Origin of the sequence: Muricomes intestini, from assembly GCF_004346165.1 — a bacterium.
Taxonomy (GTDB): Bacteria; Bacillota; Clostridia; order Lachnospirales; family Lachnospiraceae; genus Muricomes; species Muricomes intestini.
The window spans coordinates 110,466-129,705 of the sequence record NZ_SLZZ01000003.1 but is presented as its reverse complement, the minus strand read 5'-3'; the positions used below and the strand labels follow the sequence as shown (position 1 = coordinate 129,705).

At 44.8% G+C, this 19,240-nt stretch carries 15 protein-coding genes; 7 read left to right on the top strand and 8 right to left on the bottom strand.

Going from position 1 to position 19,240, the window contains the following annotated elements:
* Window positions 1-96 precede the first annotated feature (96 nt).
* Entirely contained in the window at window positions 97-2,484 is a 2,388-nt protein-coding gene (lon, locus tag EDD59_RS03660; protein WP_132379009.1) for an endopeptidase La, read from the top strand.
* Between the two features lie 94 nt (window positions 2,485-2,578).
* Here the strand turns inward: lon and EDD59_RS03655 are convergent, their stop codons facing one another.
* From EDD59_RS03655 to EDD59_RS03630, 6 genes are all read right to left on the bottom strand, one after another.
* The gene (locus EDD59_RS03655) at window positions 2,579-3,394 is read right to left on the bottom strand and encodes an ABC transporter ATP-binding protein (protein WP_132379007.1); all 816 of its coding nucleotides are present in this window, start codon (window positions 3,392-3,394) and stop codon (window positions 2,579-2,581) included.
* Window positions 3,391-4,425, bottom strand: coding sequence for a FecCD family ABC transporter permease (locus tag EDD59_RS03650; RefSeq protein ID WP_132379005.1), 1,035 nt, complete (start codon window positions 4,423-4,425; stop codon window positions 3,391-3,393). The genes EDD59_RS03655 and EDD59_RS03650 overlap by 4 nt, the downstream gene beginning before the upstream one ends.
* Entirely contained in the window at window positions 4,422-5,423 is a 1,002-nt protein-coding gene (locus EDD59_RS03645) for a FecCD family ABC transporter permease (RefSeq protein WP_132379003.1), read from the bottom strand. Before EDD59_RS03645 ends, EDD59_RS03650 begins: the two co-directional genes overlap by 4 nt.
* On the bottom strand, window positions 5,420-6,496 hold the full coding sequence (locus EDD59_RS03640) for an iron-siderophore ABC transporter substrate-binding protein (RefSeq protein ID WP_132379001.1): 1,077 nt from the start codon (window positions 6,494-6,496) through the stop codon (window positions 5,420-5,422). The genes EDD59_RS03645 and EDD59_RS03640 overlap by 4 nt, the downstream gene beginning before the upstream one ends.
* 436 nt (window positions 6,497-6,932) lie before the next feature.
* The gene (locus tag EDD59_RS03635) at window positions 6,933-7,661 is read right to left on the bottom strand and encodes an SWIM zinc finger family protein (RefSeq protein ID WP_132378999.1); all 729 of its coding nucleotides are present in this window, start codon (window positions 7,659-7,661) and stop codon (window positions 6,933-6,935) included.
* Window positions 7,662-7,676: 15 nt separating this feature from the next.
* Entirely contained in the window at window positions 7,677-10,298 is a 2,622-nt protein-coding gene (locus EDD59_RS03630; RefSeq protein ID WP_132378997.1) for a DEAD/DEAH box helicase, read from the bottom strand.
* A gap of 233 nt (window positions 10,299-10,531) precedes the next feature.
* On the opposite strand from EDD59_RS03630, the gene EDD59_RS03625 reads away from it, so the two are divergent.
* Entirely contained in the window at window positions 10,532-11,161 is a 630-nt protein-coding gene (locus EDD59_RS03625) for a GDSL-type esterase/lipase family protein (protein WP_132378995.1), read from the top strand.
* Window positions 11,158-11,997 carry a 4,5-DOPA-extradiol-dioxygenase gene (gene ygiD, locus EDD59_RS03620; protein ID WP_330571872.1) on the top strand — a complete coding sequence of 280 codons (840 nt, stop codon included), beginning with the start codon at window positions 11,158-11,160 and terminating at the stop codon, window positions 11,995-11,997. The genes EDD59_RS03625 and ygiD overlap by 4 nt, the downstream gene beginning before the upstream one ends.
* A 42-nt stretch (window positions 11,998-12,039) precedes the next feature.
* Here ygiD and EDD59_RS03615 read toward each other — a convergent pair whose 3' ends face one another.
* Together EDD59_RS03615 and EDD59_RS03610 are read right to left on the bottom strand one after the other, a co-directional pair.
* The gene (locus EDD59_RS03615) at window positions 12,040-12,690 is read right to left on the bottom strand and encodes a DUF3298 and DUF4163 domain-containing protein (protein WP_132378993.1); all 651 of its coding nucleotides are present in this window, start codon (window positions 12,688-12,690) and stop codon (window positions 12,040-12,042) included.
* Window positions 12,691-12,815: 125 nt separating this feature from the next.
* Window positions 12,816-13,001 (bottom strand): ferredoxin, encoded by a 186-nt coding sequence (locus tag EDD59_RS03610; protein WP_132378991.1) that lies wholly within the window; start codon window positions 12,999-13,001, stop codon window positions 12,816-12,818.
* A 357-nt stretch (window positions 13,002-13,358) separates the two neighbouring features.
* Between EDD59_RS03610 and EDD59_RS03600 the strand changes: the two genes are divergently transcribed.
* From EDD59_RS03600 to mglC, 4 genes are all read left to right on the top strand, one after another.
* Window positions 13,359-15,053 (top strand): phospho-sugar mutase, encoded by a 1,695-nt coding sequence (locus EDD59_RS03600; protein ID WP_132378989.1) that lies wholly within the window; start codon window positions 13,359-13,361, stop codon window positions 15,051-15,053.
* Window positions 15,054-15,299: 246 nt separating this feature from the next.
* Window positions 15,300-16,385 (top strand): galactose ABC transporter substrate-binding protein, encoded by a 1,086-nt coding sequence (locus EDD59_RS03595; RefSeq protein ID WP_207670369.1) that lies wholly within the window; start codon window positions 15,300-15,302, stop codon window positions 16,383-16,385.
* A 71-nt stretch (window positions 16,386-16,456) separates the two neighbouring features.
* A complete protein-coding gene (locus EDD59_RS03590; RefSeq protein ID WP_132378987.1) occupies window positions 16,457-17,956 on the top strand; it encodes a sugar ABC transporter ATP-binding protein in 1,500 nt (499 codons plus the stop codon).
* Between the two features lie 27 nt (window positions 17,957-17,983).
* Window positions 17,984-19,216 carry a galactose/methyl galactoside ABC transporter permease MglC gene (gene mglC, locus EDD59_RS03585; RefSeq protein ID WP_132378985.1) on the top strand — a complete coding sequence of 411 codons (1,233 nt, stop codon included), beginning with the start codon at window positions 17,984-17,986 and terminating at the stop codon, window positions 19,214-19,216.
* Window positions 19,217-19,240 lie beyond the last annotated feature (24 nt).

The window sequence follows — 19,240 nt, the reverse complement described above, 5'->3', positions numbered from 1 at the left end:
GAAAATTGTAGTTCACAGAGTCTCGCAATTGTTTTACAGTCCATTAAATGAACATTCACTTATGAATATATTATGGTAGAAAGGAACGTGATTTATATGATGAACTCAGAAAAAGCTATAAGAAGCGGAATTGTTATTCCAATATCCAATATAGTATTACTGCCGGGTGCGGTAACCAGGCTTAGTGTTAGCGACTTGAGTGAAAGCCAGATGAGGTATCTGGAAGATGAGACGATCGAAAATGTTGCTCTGCCCATGAGGCAGAACTTTAAGCGTGAGGACGTTTCAGCGGACGATTTTTATAAGCTTGGAGTTACATTTGAAATTGAAGAGGTACAGGAAATTGAGAAAGGGTATCAGCTCACTATGAAGGTGCTGGACAGAGTAGAAGTGAAGGAGCTGAGCATAGAGCACAGCTATATATATGCACAGTTTGAAACCAGTCCTGATGTTAAAGATATGGATGAAAAAAGTCAGAAAGATATGATGGGGTATATGCAGCAGCTTACAAGAGAAATCAGTGAAAAATTCCCAGATGGAAAACGCTATGTTGCTGTAGTTGAAAGTTTCGGTGATTTGAATTCACTTATTGTATATTTATCCCGGTTTATGCAGATTTCCAATGAGGAAATCTATGAACTGATTGCTGACCCGTCTATGAAGGAGAGAAGCCTGCGTTTTATGGATTATCTTCTGAAACAGAAAGAAGCAATCGGACTGCAGATCCAGATGGCGGAGAGATTTTCGAATAAAGCAAATAAGCATTACAGAGAGCAGGTTTTGAGGGAGCAGCTGAAGGCAATTCAGGAAGAACTCAATGAAGGCAAAGAAGGACATGGAAAGAAAGACGAGGAGTATGAAGACAAAATTGAGGCGGCCCAAATGCCAGAGGATATTAAGGAGGCAGCGCTGGACGAACTGGATAAGCTGCAGGCTCAGGGGCCTAATGGTGCAGAATATAATGTAATACGAAATTATCTGGATCTTCTTGTTTCACTTCCCTGGAAGAAGACGGAAGATAAGTCTATTGATCTTATAGAGGCGAGACATATTTTGGATGACCAGCACTATGGCCTGGAGAAGGTAAAGGACAGGATCATTCAGCATCTGGCGGTTATGCAGCTTAAGAAAGATAAGAAAGGCTCTATCCTCTTACTGATAGGTCCTCCGGGAACAGGGAAGACCAGTCTCGGCAAGAGCATTGCAGAGGCACTGGGAAGAAAATATATCCGTCTCAGCCTTGGCGGTATCAGAGATGAGGCAGAGATCCGCGGACACAGAAGAACTTATATCGGGGCAATGCCCGGAAGAATTCTTCAGAGTATCAAGAAGGCGGGCGTCACCAATCCGGTTATGGTGCTGGATGAGGTAGACAAACTGATGACAGGTGGATTCAGCGGAGATCCGGCAAGTGCTTTACTGGAGGTACTGGATCCGGAGCAGAATAATACATTTACAGACCACTACTTGGATCAGCCTTATGATCTTTCCGATGTATTCTTCATTGCCACAGCAAACTCAATGGATACAATACCGGAACCTTTGCTGGACCGTATGGAGGTCATACAGATTTCCAGTTATACTAGTGAGGAGAAGTTTCACATTGCAAAAGAACATCTTTATCCGCTGGTTCTTGAGGAACACGGGCTTACAAAAGAGCAGCTTGTGATTTCGGATGATGTAATAAGAAAGATAATCAGTGACTATACATTGGAGGCAGGAGTCAGAGGCCTGAAGAAGCAGCTGGCAGCCATTGCGAGAGTAGCTTCTGCAGAAATTGTATCCAAAGAGGCAGAACCTCCTTATCACGTAGAGGCAGATCAGCTGGAGGATATCCTCGGCCACAGAGTGTCACGGCATGATGTGGCACAGATGGATAACCCGCCGGGAGTAGTTACAGGGTTGGCATGGACACCGGTTGGCGGAGAAATCCTCTTCATAGAGGCAACCAGCATGCCGGGAAGCGGTCAAGTCCTACTGACCGGAAAGCTGGGCGACGTTATGAAAGAATCAGCAGAGATTTCCTTAAGTCTATTGAAATCCAGACTGCCGCTGAATGCTATTAATTTTAAGGAAAGAGATCTTCATATTCATGTTCCTTCAGGGGCAGTGCCAAAGGATGGACCATCTGCAGGGATTGCATTATTTACAGCCCTGGCATCACTGGTTACCGGTATCAAGGTAGATCCAAAACTGGCAATGACCGGAGAGATCACATTGCGAGGCGTAGTTATGCCAATCGGCGGGCTGAAAGAAAAGCTTCTGGCAGCCCAGAGGGCTGGAATTACCAGGGCATTAATCCCGAATGAAAACATAGAGGATTTAAGGGATGTGCCGGAAGAGGTAAAGGACCAAATAACGATTATACCGGTCGAGACTATTGAAGATGTGCTTAGAGAAACCCTGGGAATCTCAATGCCCAGACCTGAGCAGATGCTGCTGCAGAAAGAATATGGGAAATATCTTATAGAATCCAGAGTGTGATCACTGGATGCCGGATGTACCGTTTCCAGTCATTGTGGTCCGGGCACGTTAGGCATTTTGTTCATAGAAAGTTAGTGTACAGCTATAGAGTCCGTCATGCTAAGCAGGAATCTAGTACGTGGTGTCTTCCCTTTGGCAAAACAAAGGGGGACCCCGATACCGGGTCGCTGATGACGGAGCAGTTCATTCCATATACTTCTTTAATCAGTTCTTCATTAATCACCTCAGAAGGCGTTCCCTCTGAAACGAGACATCCTTCACGGAGTGCGAAGATATAGTCGGCATATCTGGCAGATAAATTGATATCATGCAGAACCATGACAATTGTGGTTCCTTTTTTCCTGTTTAAATCTGTTAATAGGTCAAGAATCTCAACCTGGTAGGTAATATCCAGATATGTAGTGGGCTCATCCAGCAGGAGAATGTCCGTATCCTGGGCAAGAGCCATTGCAATCCAGACCCTCTGTTTCTGCCCCCCGGAGAGTTCGTCAAGACGACGGTCGGCAAGATTGGTAATGCCCATAATCTCCAAGGCTTCCGCCACAGCTGCATGATCCTCTCTGCTTAATCCTTTCATTAACCCCTGATATGGAAATCTGCCCCTGCTTACCAGATCCGCAACCACTATTCCTTCCGGGACAACTGGAGATTGGGGGAGAAGTCCAAGCACCCGGGCTAGATGCTTCGAGGGAAAAGTCCAAATGCCCTTTCCATCCAGTGTGATTTTGCCCGACGAAGGCTTTAACAATCTGGCAATTGTTTTTAAGAGTGTAGATTTCCCACATGCATTGGCTCCCAGAATTACACTGATTTTATTAACGGGGATTGCCAGTTCAATGTCTTTTAAGATTGTTCTGCCATCATATCCGGCAGTAATATGTTCTACTTTTAATTGATGTTCATTATTCATGATGCACCTCCGGTTTTATTCATACGAATCAGTAAAAAAATCAGATAGGGGGCGCCCAGTATGCCCGTGATTACACCTACGGGAAATTTGGTGCTGAAGGCAAACTGGCCGATTAAGTCAGCCAGAAGTACCAGTACGGCACCTACGAGTCCGGCAGGAAGTTCGTTTTGTGTACCTGCCCCGACTAACTTAGATGATATAGGGCCCGATAAAAAGGATACAAAAGCGATGGGCCCGGTGGTGGCGGTAGCAAATGCAATAGATATTACAGCGCTTAAGATAAGTAAAATTCTGGTGCGGTCCGTATTAACTCCAAGTGTGACAGCAGAATTTTCACCCAATTCCAGAATGCGCAGATGCTTCCCCAACAGTATGGTGATGGGTGAAAAAATAATAATTATAATGGCAAGCATAGGGATGTCCGACAGCTGAACCCCGTTCAGACTTCCGCTCAACCAGCGGTAAGCTGCCGGGACATCGTGCTGGGGAGCCCTTAATAATAGGTAGGAGATAAATGCATTCAGCATTGCCTGAACTCCCAGACCTATAAGTATCAGTCTTCCTCCTTCAAATTTGCCCCCTCTTGAGAGAAGATAGATGAACGCGGAGGTTAAAACACCTCCAAGGACAGCCCCCAGGGACACTGCAGTTCCAGAGAGATTCATCATGATAAGAAGGAAGATAGCAGCAGCGTTGGAACCTGCGGTTACACCTATGATGTCAGGGCTTGCGAGAGGGTTGCGAAGCATTGTTTGAAAGGTGCTGCCGGCCATTCCAAAGGCAAAACCCGCAAGCAGACCGGAGAGCATCCGGGGAAGCCGCAAAGTTCGGACGGCAAATGTGGCTCCCTTAATATTTTCCCCTGTCAGGACCTTCCAGACAGCAGCTGGGGAATAAACAGTGTTTCCCAGTAACATTATGGCAGTACATAATGAGAGAACGGCTGCGGTGAGGATGAGAGTAACGGACATATAACGTCTTCTCCTTCTGTGAAAGCCGTCTGATACAATGTTTTTATTTTTCGGCGTCATAATGAACTCCCTTTTGATTTTACAGCTATTATTATCAGTACTGGAGCGCCAAGGAAGGCGGTGACAACTCCGGATTCAAGTTCGCCGGGATTGCCGAGTATCCGGCCTGCAATATCTGCCGCAGTCAATATTAAAGCCCCGCCCACGGCGGACATTGGCATGATGATTCGCTGGTCGGGTCCCAACAGAAGACGCATTACATGCGGAACCATGAGCCCAACGAAGCCGATTGGCCCGGCTACGGCCGTAATGGCACCACATAGCACTACTCCTGCCAGAGCACCGATTGCTCTCGCGATACCTGTGTGCACGCCCAGCACGGATGCCATCTCATCCCCCAGAGCCATGGCGTTTAGAACCGGCGCCAACAGGATGCTGATCAGAAAACCAATAATCAGGAGGGGAAGAACTGCACGGATGTTTGTCCAGTTTGCCCCACTGACGCTGCCTACCTGCCAGAAACGGAAATTGTCCATAACATTAGAGCGGGGTAGCATAATTGCACTCACAAATGAGGATAAAGCGGCGCTGGTAGCTGATCCGGCCAGGGCAAGTTTGATTGGTGTAGCTCCGCCTGCCCCCAGGGAACCAATACCATAGACGAATACGGCAGTGATTGCCGCGCCCAGAAGTGCAAGCACGATGTACTGGCCTGCTGTCTGGATATTTAAAAAGGCAATCCCCATTACTACGAACAGAGATGCCCCTGTGTTGACCCCCAGTACACTTGGGTCTGCAATAGGATTGCGGGTAATTGCCTGCATGAGAGCTCCCGAAATGCCAAGGGCCGCACCGGCTATCAGGCTGAATACGGTGCGGGGAATTCGTTCTCTTACAACAATCTGGCCAAAAGTCCCTGCCTTACCCAAAAACAGAGCATCTATAAGCTCACCCGGGGACACACTTCGTGAACCCAGGGCGAGAGAGCCTGCAATGCATAACAGGATGCAGATGAGGCTGATGATTAATGTGATAAAAACTTTTTCGGATTGTCTCATTTTACTTTATCGGCTGCCTCTCCCAGTAAGGACAAATATTCGTCGATGGTGGCAGGAATGGAAAGGGCGCTTGGCGTACTGGAAGCAGCAATAGGAGTATCATTTTCCAGGACTACCACAGATTCGTTTTGCACAGCAGGCAATGTGCCGAGACGCGGGTCATCCTGAAGTGTTTTAATCAAGGTTTCGTCACCGTAAGCGATGATAATGTCCAAATCCTGCAGCTTGTCTACATTTTCTGCACTGATTTCCACGGAAAACTCATCGGAATCGCCTTCCAGTTCTTCCAGATAATCAGGCAGAGTCAACCCTAAATCTGTCAGATAAGCTGCACGTGGGTCGGCTGTAAGGTAGACATAAAATTTACCAAGATCCGTTGGAGTGAAATACATAAATGCAGCGGTTTTGCCTTTCAACTGTGGATAGGAAGCTGTTTTTTCTGCTATTTCATTTTCCAGGCCGCCTACCAGCTTTTTTCCTTCTGATTCCATGCCAATTCCTTTAGAATCGAGAAGAATCTGTTCTCTCCAGGAGGTCACCCAAGGCTTTTCGGGATAGGCAACTACAGGAGCAATTTCGCTGAGAAGGTCATATTCTTCCTGTGTGATTCCAGAATAGCCTGCAAGAATAACGTCAGGCTGCACATCACTGATTGCTTCGTAATCCAGACCGCCTGTATCATGGAAGAGTACAGGTGAATCAATACCCAGTTCCTGGAATCCATCTAAAGTCCAGGGGAGAAGGCCACTGTCATCTGTCACACCATAATTGGCCTCGGAGACACCGACGGGAACTATGCCGAGAGCAAGGGGAACGTCTTGATTTCCCCAGAATATAGTTGCAATTTTTTCTGGCTTCTCTTCTATGACGGTTTTACCGAGAGCATGCTTGATGGTGATGGGGTATTCTGTATCTGAATTTGAATTCTCTGCAGAAGAAGTACTCTCAGCAGTATTCTTTTTATCTGTGGCTGCATCCTCGGTTGAGGATGAATTAGAGCAGCCGGCAAGAAAAGAGGCAGCAAGAATTACAATCATGGCTTTATTAAGACCAGGAATCTTTTTAAGGTTCATATTATTTTCTCCTTTAAAATTAAATAGTATGATACCAGGGTCAAAAGGCCATGCGTTTCATGCTTGCATGGAAAAGCATGACCTTGGGACCCATAAAACATGAGAAAGTAGCCCGAATAGGGCGGATTTCGAATGTTTTTAGGATTGCGGGAGCACAAAGTGCGGAGCAATCCGTAGGTATCAAGGGGCAAAATACCTTTTGACCCCTACATCATAGTATGTTAGTGTAAGTTAGTCATGACTAATTTAATTTATCAGAAATTAATGATGTTGTCAATAGCTCGGGAGATGGTACGTTAATCCATTTAATATGAGAAATGCTCCGTGTTAACTCCAAGAAAGAGTAAAAATGCATATTAATTGCTTGAAATAAATGTATTTTAAAACATTGAACTTGACGAAAAGGCAAATATGGAATAATTTTAAAGCGGACCGGTTACAGGATACCGAATAAACCGGTGATATCTGCATCTTCGATTATGCGGCTGCTGGGTTGTTTTGCATTTTCCAGCATCTGTTCGGTCTTGCTGCTGAGCGTTACATCAATAAACCGGTCAATATTGATTCCTCTCAGAGCAAAGAAAAGGAAGGGATTCTCATCTACCCGGACTCCTACGCCGTAAAGTGCTACCGCCACATGTTTACAGAGCAGCGCCCAGTCTGGGCAGCTGCACTGAAAACTGATTTCTCTGGGTGAGGGAAAGAGTCCGCCTTCACTGAGGAAAAGCTCCTTCAAATCATCGGGAAAGTTGCCGGAAACTAATGCCTCTAGGTTTTCTATCTTTTGGCTGCATTTGTGAATGATATTCTGGCATCTCTCTTCGGAAAGAGGACTGATGTGAATTTCTACTTTATAGGGGGTTTTTCGTGTACCCTGGACACGTGCGAGGATCTTGCCGCCCTGTATTTTCAAATCTACCAGTGCGCCGGAACGGATATATCGTTTTCCGCGCTCAAGGCGGGAACCGTAGTCGGCATACTGCTCAAGATTTTTGCACCAGGCGGTTCCCCACCAACTTTTTGTAATCTGCCGTCCGGAAACAATGACAGGAGCCATAGCTTGTCCCTTAGCTGCAGCCTTTTTCGTTGTTTCAGATGCCTTACGGCGCAGTTCGGTGACAGAAATCTGTGAATAGTTATCACTTGTATTCCAATATCTACTCATATATATTTTCCCTTTCTATTCCAGACGCATGAGTGAAAGCAGCTCCTCGTTGTTCAATTCGGTAATCCACTTTTCACCTCCGGAGCCGATGACATTTTCGGCCAGTTCCTTTTTGGAATTGATCAAAGCGTTAATTTTTTCTTCAATGGTACCTTCGCACACGAGTTTGTGAACCATGACATTTTTAGTCTGTCCAATTCGGTAGGCCCTGTCTGTCGCCTGATTTTCCACAGCAGGATTCCACCAGCGGTCAAAATGTATGACATGGTTGGCAGACGTTAGATTCAGACCGGTCCCCCCTGCTTTTACAGAAAGAATCATAAACGGCACATACTGTTCACCGTTGAAAGCATCGACCATCTCAGTTCTCTTTTTGATCCGGGTGCCGCCGTGAATGATATAGCCTTTGTTGTGGAAGATATCTTCTAAAAAGCCGGCGAGATATTTTGTGATCTCCTTAAACTGTGTAAACACAAGAACACGCTCTCGTTTTTCAAATATTGTTTCACAAATATCACGGAGCATTTGGAACTTTCCACTCTCTTCCGGCAGATAGGTCCCTCCGCCCAGATATTGATCCGGATGATTGCATATCTGCTTTAGCTTCACAATGGAAGAAAGAATCAGACCCCGGCGTTCCATCCCTTCCTCGGAATTTGAAAGCTTGTGCTCTAAATCAGAAATGAATTTTCGGTATAATACAATCTGCTTTTTTGACAGGCCAGAATAATCAATAGTTTCTAGTTTATCGGGAAGATCTGCTATAACTCTTTTATCCGTTTTCAGCCTGCGCAGAATGAAGGGCGAAACCATAGTTTTTAGCTTCTGATAGCCTTCAGGGTGGGTGTCCAGACTTTTTGAAAAATCCTTAAATTCAGTGGGAGTTCCCAGAAGTCCGTGATTTAAAAAATCAAATAAAGACCATAGATTGGACAGGTCATTTTCTATGGGAGTACCGGTCATGGCAATCCGCATGTCAGAATGTAGTTTCTTGATGTTTTTGGTCTGCTTTGTGGCAGGATTTTTAATTGCCTGCGCTTCGTCCAGAATGATACACTGCCAATTTGTTTCCGATAGAGTCTTTATGCGTGATGCCATACCATAGGTTGTTATATAAAGAAATGCGTTTTTTTCATCAAGCACTTTGGACAATGCAGGGGCAGACTTGCCGTGAAGAATGCAAAAAGACATATTAGGTACAAACCGTAAAGTTTCTTTTTCCCAATTTCCTAAAAGAGAAGCAGGAACAATCAGCAAAACATGTGAGGAAGGTGATTTTTGGCGTAATGATTCCAGGTAAGCCAGAACCTGAACGGTCTTGCCAAGCCCCATGTCGTCGGCCAGACAGGCCCCAAATCCCAGTGAACTCATGTAATTCAGCCAGGTATAGCCGGTTTTTTGATAGTGACGGAGCGAAGCGGTAAAACTTTTTGGAAGGGCAGGCGCTTTAATCCGGCCAGGAGAGCGCAGATTCTGTAAAAGACCCTTCAGCCATGCACCGTTTGTAACTTCGGGTGCAGAAAATATGTCTTTTTGATCCTGTGGACGGATATCCAGGCGCAGCGCATCCAACAAAGGAACTGCTTCCTGTAAATCTTCTATTTCTTTTAATAACTGCTCAAGGAGAGCATGATTCACTTCAATCCATTTTCCCTTTATAAAAGCAAGTCCATTTGTCTGATTCAGCAGAAGTTGAATGTCTTCGGCCGATAACTGTGTACCATCTATTGTAAGGCTTGGCTTTATGGATACCAGTGTATCAAAACCAAGCATTGAAGGCTTTTCATCTCCAAGGCTGACCGAAAGAGAAATAGATGAACTTTTCTTCTTCCACCAGTTCGGAATACGGCAAAGAATACCACTTTTTTCGATGTCGGGAATAGCCTTTAAAAAGGCATATGCTTCGGAGGCAGTCAGCCGGAGGGGATGGAAAAGCTCCCCACTCTCTACGAAACCGGAGATTAACTCACATACTTCAGCTGCTTTATTCAGGCAGGAGAGGAGAGCAAGCAGCTTTTCACGTTCATTCTTATATTCGGTCAGAGCATATTCTAAAGGCATATGCGAGATAGACCCCTGTGCGGTGCGTGTTGCATAAGTTGCCAGGAAGGCAAAGGGGTAATCTGAATTATGGCTTTCTACGAGATGAAAAAAAATACGTTCCGGAACCTGGAGATGCTGGCTCTTTTCAGCCAGATACATACTCACACTTCCCTTGTAGCCAGAAATTTCGGATGCAAAAACCCGCTGAAGGTGCCCGAAAACATTTTTCAGCCATTCTTCGGTAATATATTCGGCGCCGATAGAAAAGGGAACAGAATCTAATAATAGTTGTTTATTATCATCGGAAAATGGTACCTGTACAGTCTCCCTGGCCAGTTCCAGCTCAGGGAGACTTGTAAGCTCTTTGAAAAAGGTTTCTGAGACCAAATATAAGAAAGCGGCAGATGGACTGAAAGATGCTGATTTTGCCTCAAAGCTGAATTGAAACAAAGCGTTGTAGCAGTCTAAATCAAAAGCAGCTTTCCAGCGCCTGTCGGATTCGGAAAGAGAAAAAGTAGAAGTCTCTGCATAAAAACCTGTGTCTGTAAAGATAAATTGTAATTGAGCATTTGTACTTTGAAGTTCTTTTGTCATGGAGGCATATCCTCATTTCTGCAGTTCTTAATCAAAGTAAATATATCACAACCACAGGCAGCAATCAAATAAAAAGTATCTTTTGCCTAAAATGCAGTTTATAACAGATTGCTATGGTAAGAAAAGATATGTTATACTAATGTATTAAGACGTTGATGTTTTGCAAGGTTTAGATCCAAAGAAGTGTTAAATCAATTCACTAGTTAATAATCTAATTTAGGAGGCTGTATGATATGAAAAGAAAACAGCGGGTTTTGTGTTACGGGGATTCCAACACGTGGGGATATATGCCGGGAAATGGCACCCGCTATCCCGAAGACGTACGCTGGACGGGCAGGTTGGCTCAGTGTGAGAATCTGGAGATCATTGAAGAGGGGTTAAACGGACGAACAACGGTATTTTCGGACAACCTGGAGCCATTCAGGAATGGATTGGATTATGCGGCCCCCTGTCTTATGTCTCATTTTCCCCTTGATGTCATCATTGTTATGTTAGGAACAAACGACGCAAAATGTAGGTATCATGTGTCGGCTGCGGAGATACGATATGGTTTGGAAGAGCTTGTCGCCCGAATGCAGGAATTTTGCAGAAGAAAGGAAGAGTCACCTCGGTTTTTGATCATTTCCCCGGCTTATATACACATTCAGGAGGACGCAGAATTTGATCATTCCTCTGAATCGAAAATTAGGCAGCTGGAAGCCGAATATGAGCAGATGGCAGGGGAATTTCACTTCATGTATCTGAGAGCATCGGATTATGTAACGGACATTGGCGAAGACGGAATACATTTTACAGAAGAGGGACATAAGAATCTGGCGGATGCCGTCAGGAATGTGCTGACAGAGAGTTGCCTTTCCCTGTGAAGAAGCAACTGGATAATTCTAACGCTGCAGGAATTGTCCTGACGGCAGGAGAAAGGGATAATATGATGAATGAAATGCCGGTACTTTTTGTTGGACATGGTTCACCCATGAATGCTATTGAAGGCAATCGTTTTTCCGATTACTGGAAATTGCTTGGAGAAGAAATCCCGCGTCCGAAAGTAATCCTTTCAGTGTCTGCGCACTGGTACACATCCGGGCTGCGGGTTACAGATGCGCCTTCCCCAAAGATGGTTTATGACATGTATGGCTTTCCAGAGGAGCTGTACCAGATCGTCTATAATGCACCCGGGTCACCGGACTTTGCACATCTGACAGAGAAATTAATTGGCGGAGATATTAAGATTGATAATTCATGGGGACTGGATCACGGATCATGGTCTGTATTGTGCCACATGTACCCAAAGGCAGATATACCAGTGTTTCAGTTAAGTGTGGACAGGCTTGCACCGGCAGCGGAATGTTATGAGATCGGGAAGAGGCTTCGCAGTCTGCGGGAGCAGGGAGTGTTGATTTTTGGAAGCGGCAATGTTGTCCATAATCTTTACAGAACTGATTGGTCCATGGAAAAAGCCGGGTATCCATGGGCACACGAATTTGACGATTACATCAAAGAAAGTATATTAGACCACAAACTTGAGAGGGTGATTAACTATTCAGGTGCTGGGGCGTCATCAGCGCTTGCCTTTTCGACTATGGATCATTTTGCGCCGCTTCTCTATGTTCTGGGGGCATCAAATCAGGGGGACAGGATCAGAGTCTTTAATAACTCCTGTGTACTTGGCTCACTTTCAATGACAGGCTATCTGTTTGAGTAAATGTCGGTCTGAAGTGTGTTTGCAAATTCAGGCTCAAAACACTTATTCAGGCCTGGAAAAAGGAATCAGAAATTCCGGCAGTCCTGTGGAGTAAGGTGCAATATCATATTGCTGATAATAAATAACAATACCTTCCGGTTTTAGAAAATAATTTTCCGGGTGAAAGTTATCACGAAGCAGCTGTGCATAATTATCGAAGTAGGAGCCGGGAGTGGTTTTCAGCCGCTCTGCTATCTGCTGCTCTATGTTAATAAAAAGATATTCGGTAAAAGAAGCTCCATGGGGATAAAAATCTTTTAGTGCCATGCGGCTGCCGGTGGAAAAGTCCCATGTATCCGAGTTTCGAAATGTTGCGCCGTGTGCACCGCCCATAAAAGTATAACTGTCAAAATAAAGGCTGGTGACGCAATTCTGATTATAAGTGACTTGATAAACAGAATCAAAAGTGTAACTGTTAAAAGGCGGCTTTTTGTCTACAATGTATCTGGCGGTTTCCACAGCCTGAGGGTAGAGTACGGTCCGGCAGTGAGTTTCCGCCGCCAGAGCATTTTCAGTATAGTGCCGGTTAATACTTTCAGCGGCAGCGGCGCTGCATGTCGTTGTAAAGCAGGGGTAATATATTTTGTAGATGAACACAGGCATATCGTGGTAAGTCATAGCGTTTTCCAGGAGCTTTTGAAAAATAGTCTGCATGAGCACCTCTAAAAACAGGTTTGTTATAGTTTATTAAGAGAGAGAGCACTTTATGAGGAAACTGTCCTTCGGAAAACGAAATCCGAAGGGCAGTCTCCTTATGTGCAGAAAAGAAATTACCTGACTTACTCGACAGTGATTACGCTGACGGGACAATTGTCAGCTGCTTCTTTTGCCATATCTTCTGTGTCTGATGTAACATCGCCATAGACCTCTGCCAATCCATCGTCCGCCATGCGAAATACCTCTGGACATGTATCAGCGCAAAGACCGCATGCGATACATCCGTCCCTGTCAATAACTGCTTTCATGAAAAAATCCTCCTTTCGTATACAGGTTCTATACGGTTTATCGTATATGCATATAGTATAGCCCTGTAAAGATGAGAAATACAATAAAAAATACTACGTTTGAAGAGTTTTTTCATGATTGCTTAACTTTTTAAATTATGTTACTATTTTACCAACGAATTATCTAAAGTATTTTTTATTCCCGCGAGCAACGAGCCAAGCGGAAATGCTTGCATTTCCATTTGGCGACTGCCGCGAGGGTCAAATATCCCGCAGCTTGCTGCGGGGTCTTTGACTAGAGGAAATATTTATATAGCATTGATAGATGAGGAATGTTATGCATAATTAAGATAAAAAATGGAATAGGAGTATGTTTGTATGGAAGCTGACAAGGTATATTTACAATGGATGGATAAGTTGGAGGGGCACGAAGAATTGCTCCATGAACTGGAGGAAATAAGGGGAAATGCAGAAGAGATAGAGGATCGTTTTTGTAAAGAGCTTGAATTTGGAACGGCGGGTTTAAGAGGAAAGTTGGGCGCCGGGACAAACCGAATGAATGAGTTCACAGTTGGAAAGGCAACTCAGGGGATAGCGGAATTTATTTCTGAAAAAGGGGAGGAGTACAGGCAGAGAGGAGTCGTTATTGCTTACGACTGCCGTCACTTTTCTAAGGAGTTTGCTGTATTAGCTTCAGAAATATTGGCGGCAAACGGTGTTCATGTATTTATCTTTGAATCGCTGAGGCCTACACCGGAATTATCATACACAATTCGCCGGCTGAAGGCGGCGGCCGGGATTAATATTACTGCAAGCCATAACCCAAAGCAATATAACGGGTACAAGGTATATTGGGAGAGTGGGGCGCAGGTTCTGGATAATATTGCGGATGGGATGTATGAAAAAATACAGCAGGTCGATATGTTTGAGGGGGTTGCACGCTCAGATTTTGACAGGGCAGTGGGCAAAGGCATTGTCACGGTTCTCCCTGAAAAAACGGACCGGGATTACATGGATCTGGTGAAGTCTCTTGCAATCCGCGGCGGGGCAGAGCTGGAAAAGGCTCTCCCTATTGTCTACACTCCCCTCAATGGTGCGGGAAGTATACCTGTAAAAACAATTTTATCGGAGAGAGGGTTTACGGGTATTCATGTTGTGCCCGAACAGGAATTCCCGGATCCGGATTTTACAACAGTGGGGTATCCCAATCCGGAGGATACGAAAGCGTTTGCCCTGTCGGAAAAACTGGGTGCCGATGTGGGGGCGGAGGTACTGATTGCCACCGACCCCGATGCAGACAGAATGGCGGTTGAAGTGCGGGATGAAAGCGGAAATTATGTATCCCTGAATGGAAACCAGACAGGAGTAATTTTAATCCACTATATACTGGAGGGGCTGGAAGCAGTCGGGAAGCTGCCGGAAAAGGGGGCTATGATTAAATCCATTGTGACTGGGGATATGGGAGCGGCAATAGGTAAGGCATATGGTGTCGAGATGTTTGAAACATTAACCGGCTTTAAAAATATCTGTGGAAAGATACCGGAAATTAAGAAAAATGGCTATCAATATGTATTTGGCTACGAAGAAAGCATAGGTTATGCAGTCAGTGAAGAAGTCAGAGACAAGGATGGGATTAGTGCGGCCATGTTTGTATGTGAGGCGGCGGCATTCTATAGGAAGCAGGGTAAGACCCTTCTTCAGGTGCTTCAAGAGCTGTACGAAAAGTATGGCTATTATAAAGAAGAGCAGGTTTCTATCGTATTAGAAGGGATTGCGGGCGCAAAGCGTATCGGGCGCATGTTGGAAGCATTCCGTACAGCCCCCTTGGCTGAATTTGGAGGCATGAAAGTAGAGGAAGTGATAGATTATCAGAACGGATATAAAGATATCAGCAAATCTAATGTCTTGAAGTTTGTGTTAGAAAATGAGACATGGTTTTCAGTACGTCCGTCGGGAACAGAGCCAAAAGTGAAATTGTATTTTTATACAAAGGGCGAAAGCGAAGGCACAGCATTGGCAGCAATCGAGAGAGTTAAAGAGGATGTTTTAAAGCAGTTAAATCACGTGCAGTAAAGTGGAAGTGAGAAAAAAAGGAAAAAGGGTCAGACCACATTTAAGAAGGGTCTGACCCTTTTGTGTACAAGGATAATATGCACAAAATATAAGACTACAATATGTGAAAAATATACAACAAGCCAAAAAAATCAAAGCAACACCAAAGAATTTCGTATGTACTTTGTAAAAGATTTTTTTTACACTGAATTCATGATAAGCAAATGAGTGCTTACGAAACAAGAAAAAAATCAGGAGGATTGTAGTATGAAGAGTAAAAAAGCAGCAAGAGTACTGGCATTTAGCTTGGCAGCGGTTATGACAGCGGGGATGGCAACCGGGTGCAGAAGGGGCGGCGGCAGTGCAGATACAAAAGAAGGCGGAGAGGGCTCAGCGAAAGAGAGTGTTATGATTGGCTCCGCAATCTACAAGTTTGATGATACTTTTATGACCGGTGTGCGTACAGCTATGACGGATCAGGCAAAGGCAGAAGAGGCTGAACTGGAGCTGGTGGATTCCCAGAACAAACAGGCTACTCAGAATGAGCAGGTGGACACATTTATCACAAAAGGTGTAAATGCCCTGGCAATTAATCCAGTAGACCGCACAGCGGCAGCGCCTATTATTGAAAAGGCGAAAGCGGCTGATCTGCCTATCGTATTTCTTAACCGTGAGCCTGAGGAAAATGATATGAAGAGTTACGATAAGGTTTGGTATGTAGGTGCGAAGGCAGAACAGTCAGGAACTCTTTCCGGAGAGATTATTGTTGACTTCTTTACAGAGCATCCGGAAGCTGACAAGAATGGAGACGGCGTGATTCAGTACATCATGATTCAGGGAGAACCGGGACATCAGGATGCAACACTTCGTACGGAATATTCCGTTAAAGCACTGGAAGAAGCCGGCTTCAAGACAGAGAAGCTTGCGGCAGATACGGCAATGTGGGATAAGGCGAAGGCTACAGACCTGATGAAAGCTTTCATTACAGCACAGGGACTGGATAAGATTGAAGCAGTGCTCTGCAATAATGATGATATGGCACTGGGTGCAATAGAGGCACTGAAAACAGAAGGATATAATACCAACAAAGATGACCTCACAAAATATATCCCTGTAGTAGGTGTTGATGCTACAGCACCGGCTCTGGAAGCTATGAAAGAGGGCTCTTTACTGGGGACAGTTCTTAACGATGCGGACAATCAGGGAAAAGCAACAATCAATGTGGCAGCTGCCGCAGTGGCAGGAAAAGAAATCAATGAAGAAAATGTCGGTTATCCGGTAACCGACGGCAAATATATCTGGATTGACTACGTAAAAGTAACAGACGAGAATTATCAGGATTATATGAAATAAAAACGCCGTAACAAAAAGCAGGCCGGAGGCAGGAGTACATTTGCCTCCGGCTGTGAAGGAGGAGCGATGATATGGGCGAATATATACTGGAAATGAACCATATAACCAAAGTTTTTCCAGGTGTAAAAGCACTCGATGATGTCAGTCTGAAAGTCAGGGCGGGTACTGTTCATGCGCTGATGGGCGAAAATGGAGCCGGAAAGTCTACTTTAATGAAATGTCTGTTTGGCATCTATCACGAGGACGGCGGAGAAATTATTCTGGATGGAAAAGAAGAAAAAATAATGACGTCAAAGCAGGCTCTTGACCTTGGTGTTTCCATGATCCATCAAGAGCTTCACCCTATTCGTTTCAGGCCTGTCATGGAAAATATCTGGCTTGGCAGGTTCCCTATGAAAGGTGTGGCGGTTGACAAAAAGGCAATGATACAAAAAACAAAGGAATTGTTTCAGGAAGTGGACTTGGATATAGATCCGGAAGTACTTGCCGGAGCGCTGTCTGCGTCCAATCTTCAGCTTGTAGAGATTGCAAGGGCGGTCAGCTACAACTCTAAGATTATTATTATGGATGAGCCAACCTCATCTTTGACTGAGAATGAAACGCAGCATCTGTTCAAGATTATAAAACAGCTGCAGGCAAAAGGATGCGCGATTATCTACATATCACACAAAATGGAAGAAATTCTGAAGATAGCGGACGAGGTCACGATCATGCGGGACGGGCAGTATGTAGGAACTTGGGATTCAAAGGATCTTACGACTGATTTAATCATAAGCAGGATGGTAGGGCGGGATATGACAAACCGCTTCCCACCAAAGGAATACGTCCCAGCAGAAGAGGTTGTACTGAAAGTAGAGGGACTTACGTCACCCCTTGAAAAGTCTTTTAAGGATGTCAGCTTTGAGCTGAAAAGGGGAGAAATACTCGGCATAGGCGGACTGGTAGGAACTCAGAGGACGGAACTGGTGGAAGCAATTTTTGGACTGCGTGAGATTGTGTCGGGGACGATTTTTAAAGAAGGAAAGCCGTTTCAGATAAAGTCACCGCGGGATGCCATAGGGGAAAACATTGCACTGCTCACGGAAGAGCGGCGTGCAACCGGAATTTTTGGCATTCTTTCGGTCCTCGACAATACGGTAATAGCAAGCCAGAAAAAATATGCCAAAAGTGGTGTACTGAATAATAAAAAGCGAATAGATGCGGCGGGAAAGTCCAATGCAGAACTAAGAACCAGAACACCAAATTTGGATGAACTGATGGAAAACCTTTCAGGAGGAAACCAGCAGAAGGTGCTTCTGGCAAGATGGCTTCTGACGGACCCCGACATATTAATCCTGGATGAGCCAACCCGGGGAATTGATGTCGGCGCCAAATATGAAATATACACAATTATGCATAGACTGGCAGCACAAGGCAAATCCATTATTATGATTTCCTCTGAGATGCCGGAACTTCTGGGAATGTCAGACAGAATCATGGTAATGTGCGAAGGACGTGTTACAGGATTTTTAAAGGGCGAAGAAGCAGATTCCGTGAAGGTTATGAACTATGCCACAAAGTTTATGCGATAGGAAATAAGTGAAAGTGAGGTAATACTTATGCAAAAAAAAGGAAAAATAATTGCCCGCCGGAAGTATGGTATGTCCTTTGCAATAGCCGGAGCTGCAATATTTGTGCTGGGATGGATTTTCTACTATTTTCTGGATCCAACGGTTTTTTATGATATGGGACTGTATGTTGCGCTGGTAGGAGCAGCCTTTGGGATTTATGGTCTTCGTCAGCTCAAAGGGAGGCAGTATCAGGGTGTCCCCGTAGAAATTTCATCTGCAACCGGAAAGCAATTTCTGACAAACAATGCGATTATGCTGGCTCTTTTGGTTATGGTGGTGGTTATCATGATTATGGAGCCGCGTTTTATGAAGCTTCAGGTTATGCTGGATATTCTGACACAGTCTTCTACAAAAATGATCGTAGCTCTTGGAATCAGCTTTACCCTGCTAATTGCAGGAACAGATCTCTCGGCAGGGCGTATGGTAGGCCTTGCAGCGGTTATTTCTACATCCATGCTGCAGACAGCGGATTATGCCAACAGATTTTTCCCGGACCTTCCGCATATGGCACTGATTGTTCCGATTGTACTTGCTGTACTGGCCTGTGCCGCTTTCGGTCTGCTCAATGGTTTTCTTGTAGCAAAATATGAGATGCACCCGTTTATTGCAACACTGGCTGTACAGGTAATGGTTTATGGCGTCACTTCGTTGTATTTTGATATGGAGCCAAATAAATCTCAGCCTATCGGGGGAGTCCGTCCGGATTTTGTTGCACTAGGACAGAAAAGAATCCTTACAATAGAAGGTGTGTTTCCGGGGATTTCTATTCTTGTACCTATTGCTATTTTCTTTGTGATACTGATATGGTTTATTCTTAACAAAACCGTGTTCGGAAAAAATGTATATGCTATCGGCGGCAATAGAGAGGCAGCAGTCGTGTCCGGTGTAAATGTATTTAAAACAATTATGGGAATCTTTGTTCTCGCATCTGTGCTCTACGGTATTGCCGGTGTGCTTGAAGCAGCGAGAACTGCCGGGGCAACGAACAATTACGGTAACGGTTATGAGTTGGATGCTATTGCGGCCTGCGTTGTGGGAGGGGTTTCCTTAAACGGAGGAATCGGAAAAGTCGGAGGTATTGTCAGCGGTGTACTTATTTTCACTGTCATTCAATATGGCCTCCAGTTTATAGCAGTCAGTCCAATGTGGCAGCAGGTAATTAAAGGCATCATCATTGCAGTGGCAGTTGCCATTGATTTGTCAAAATACAGGAAGAAATAGATAACAATAAATGCTATAATAGAG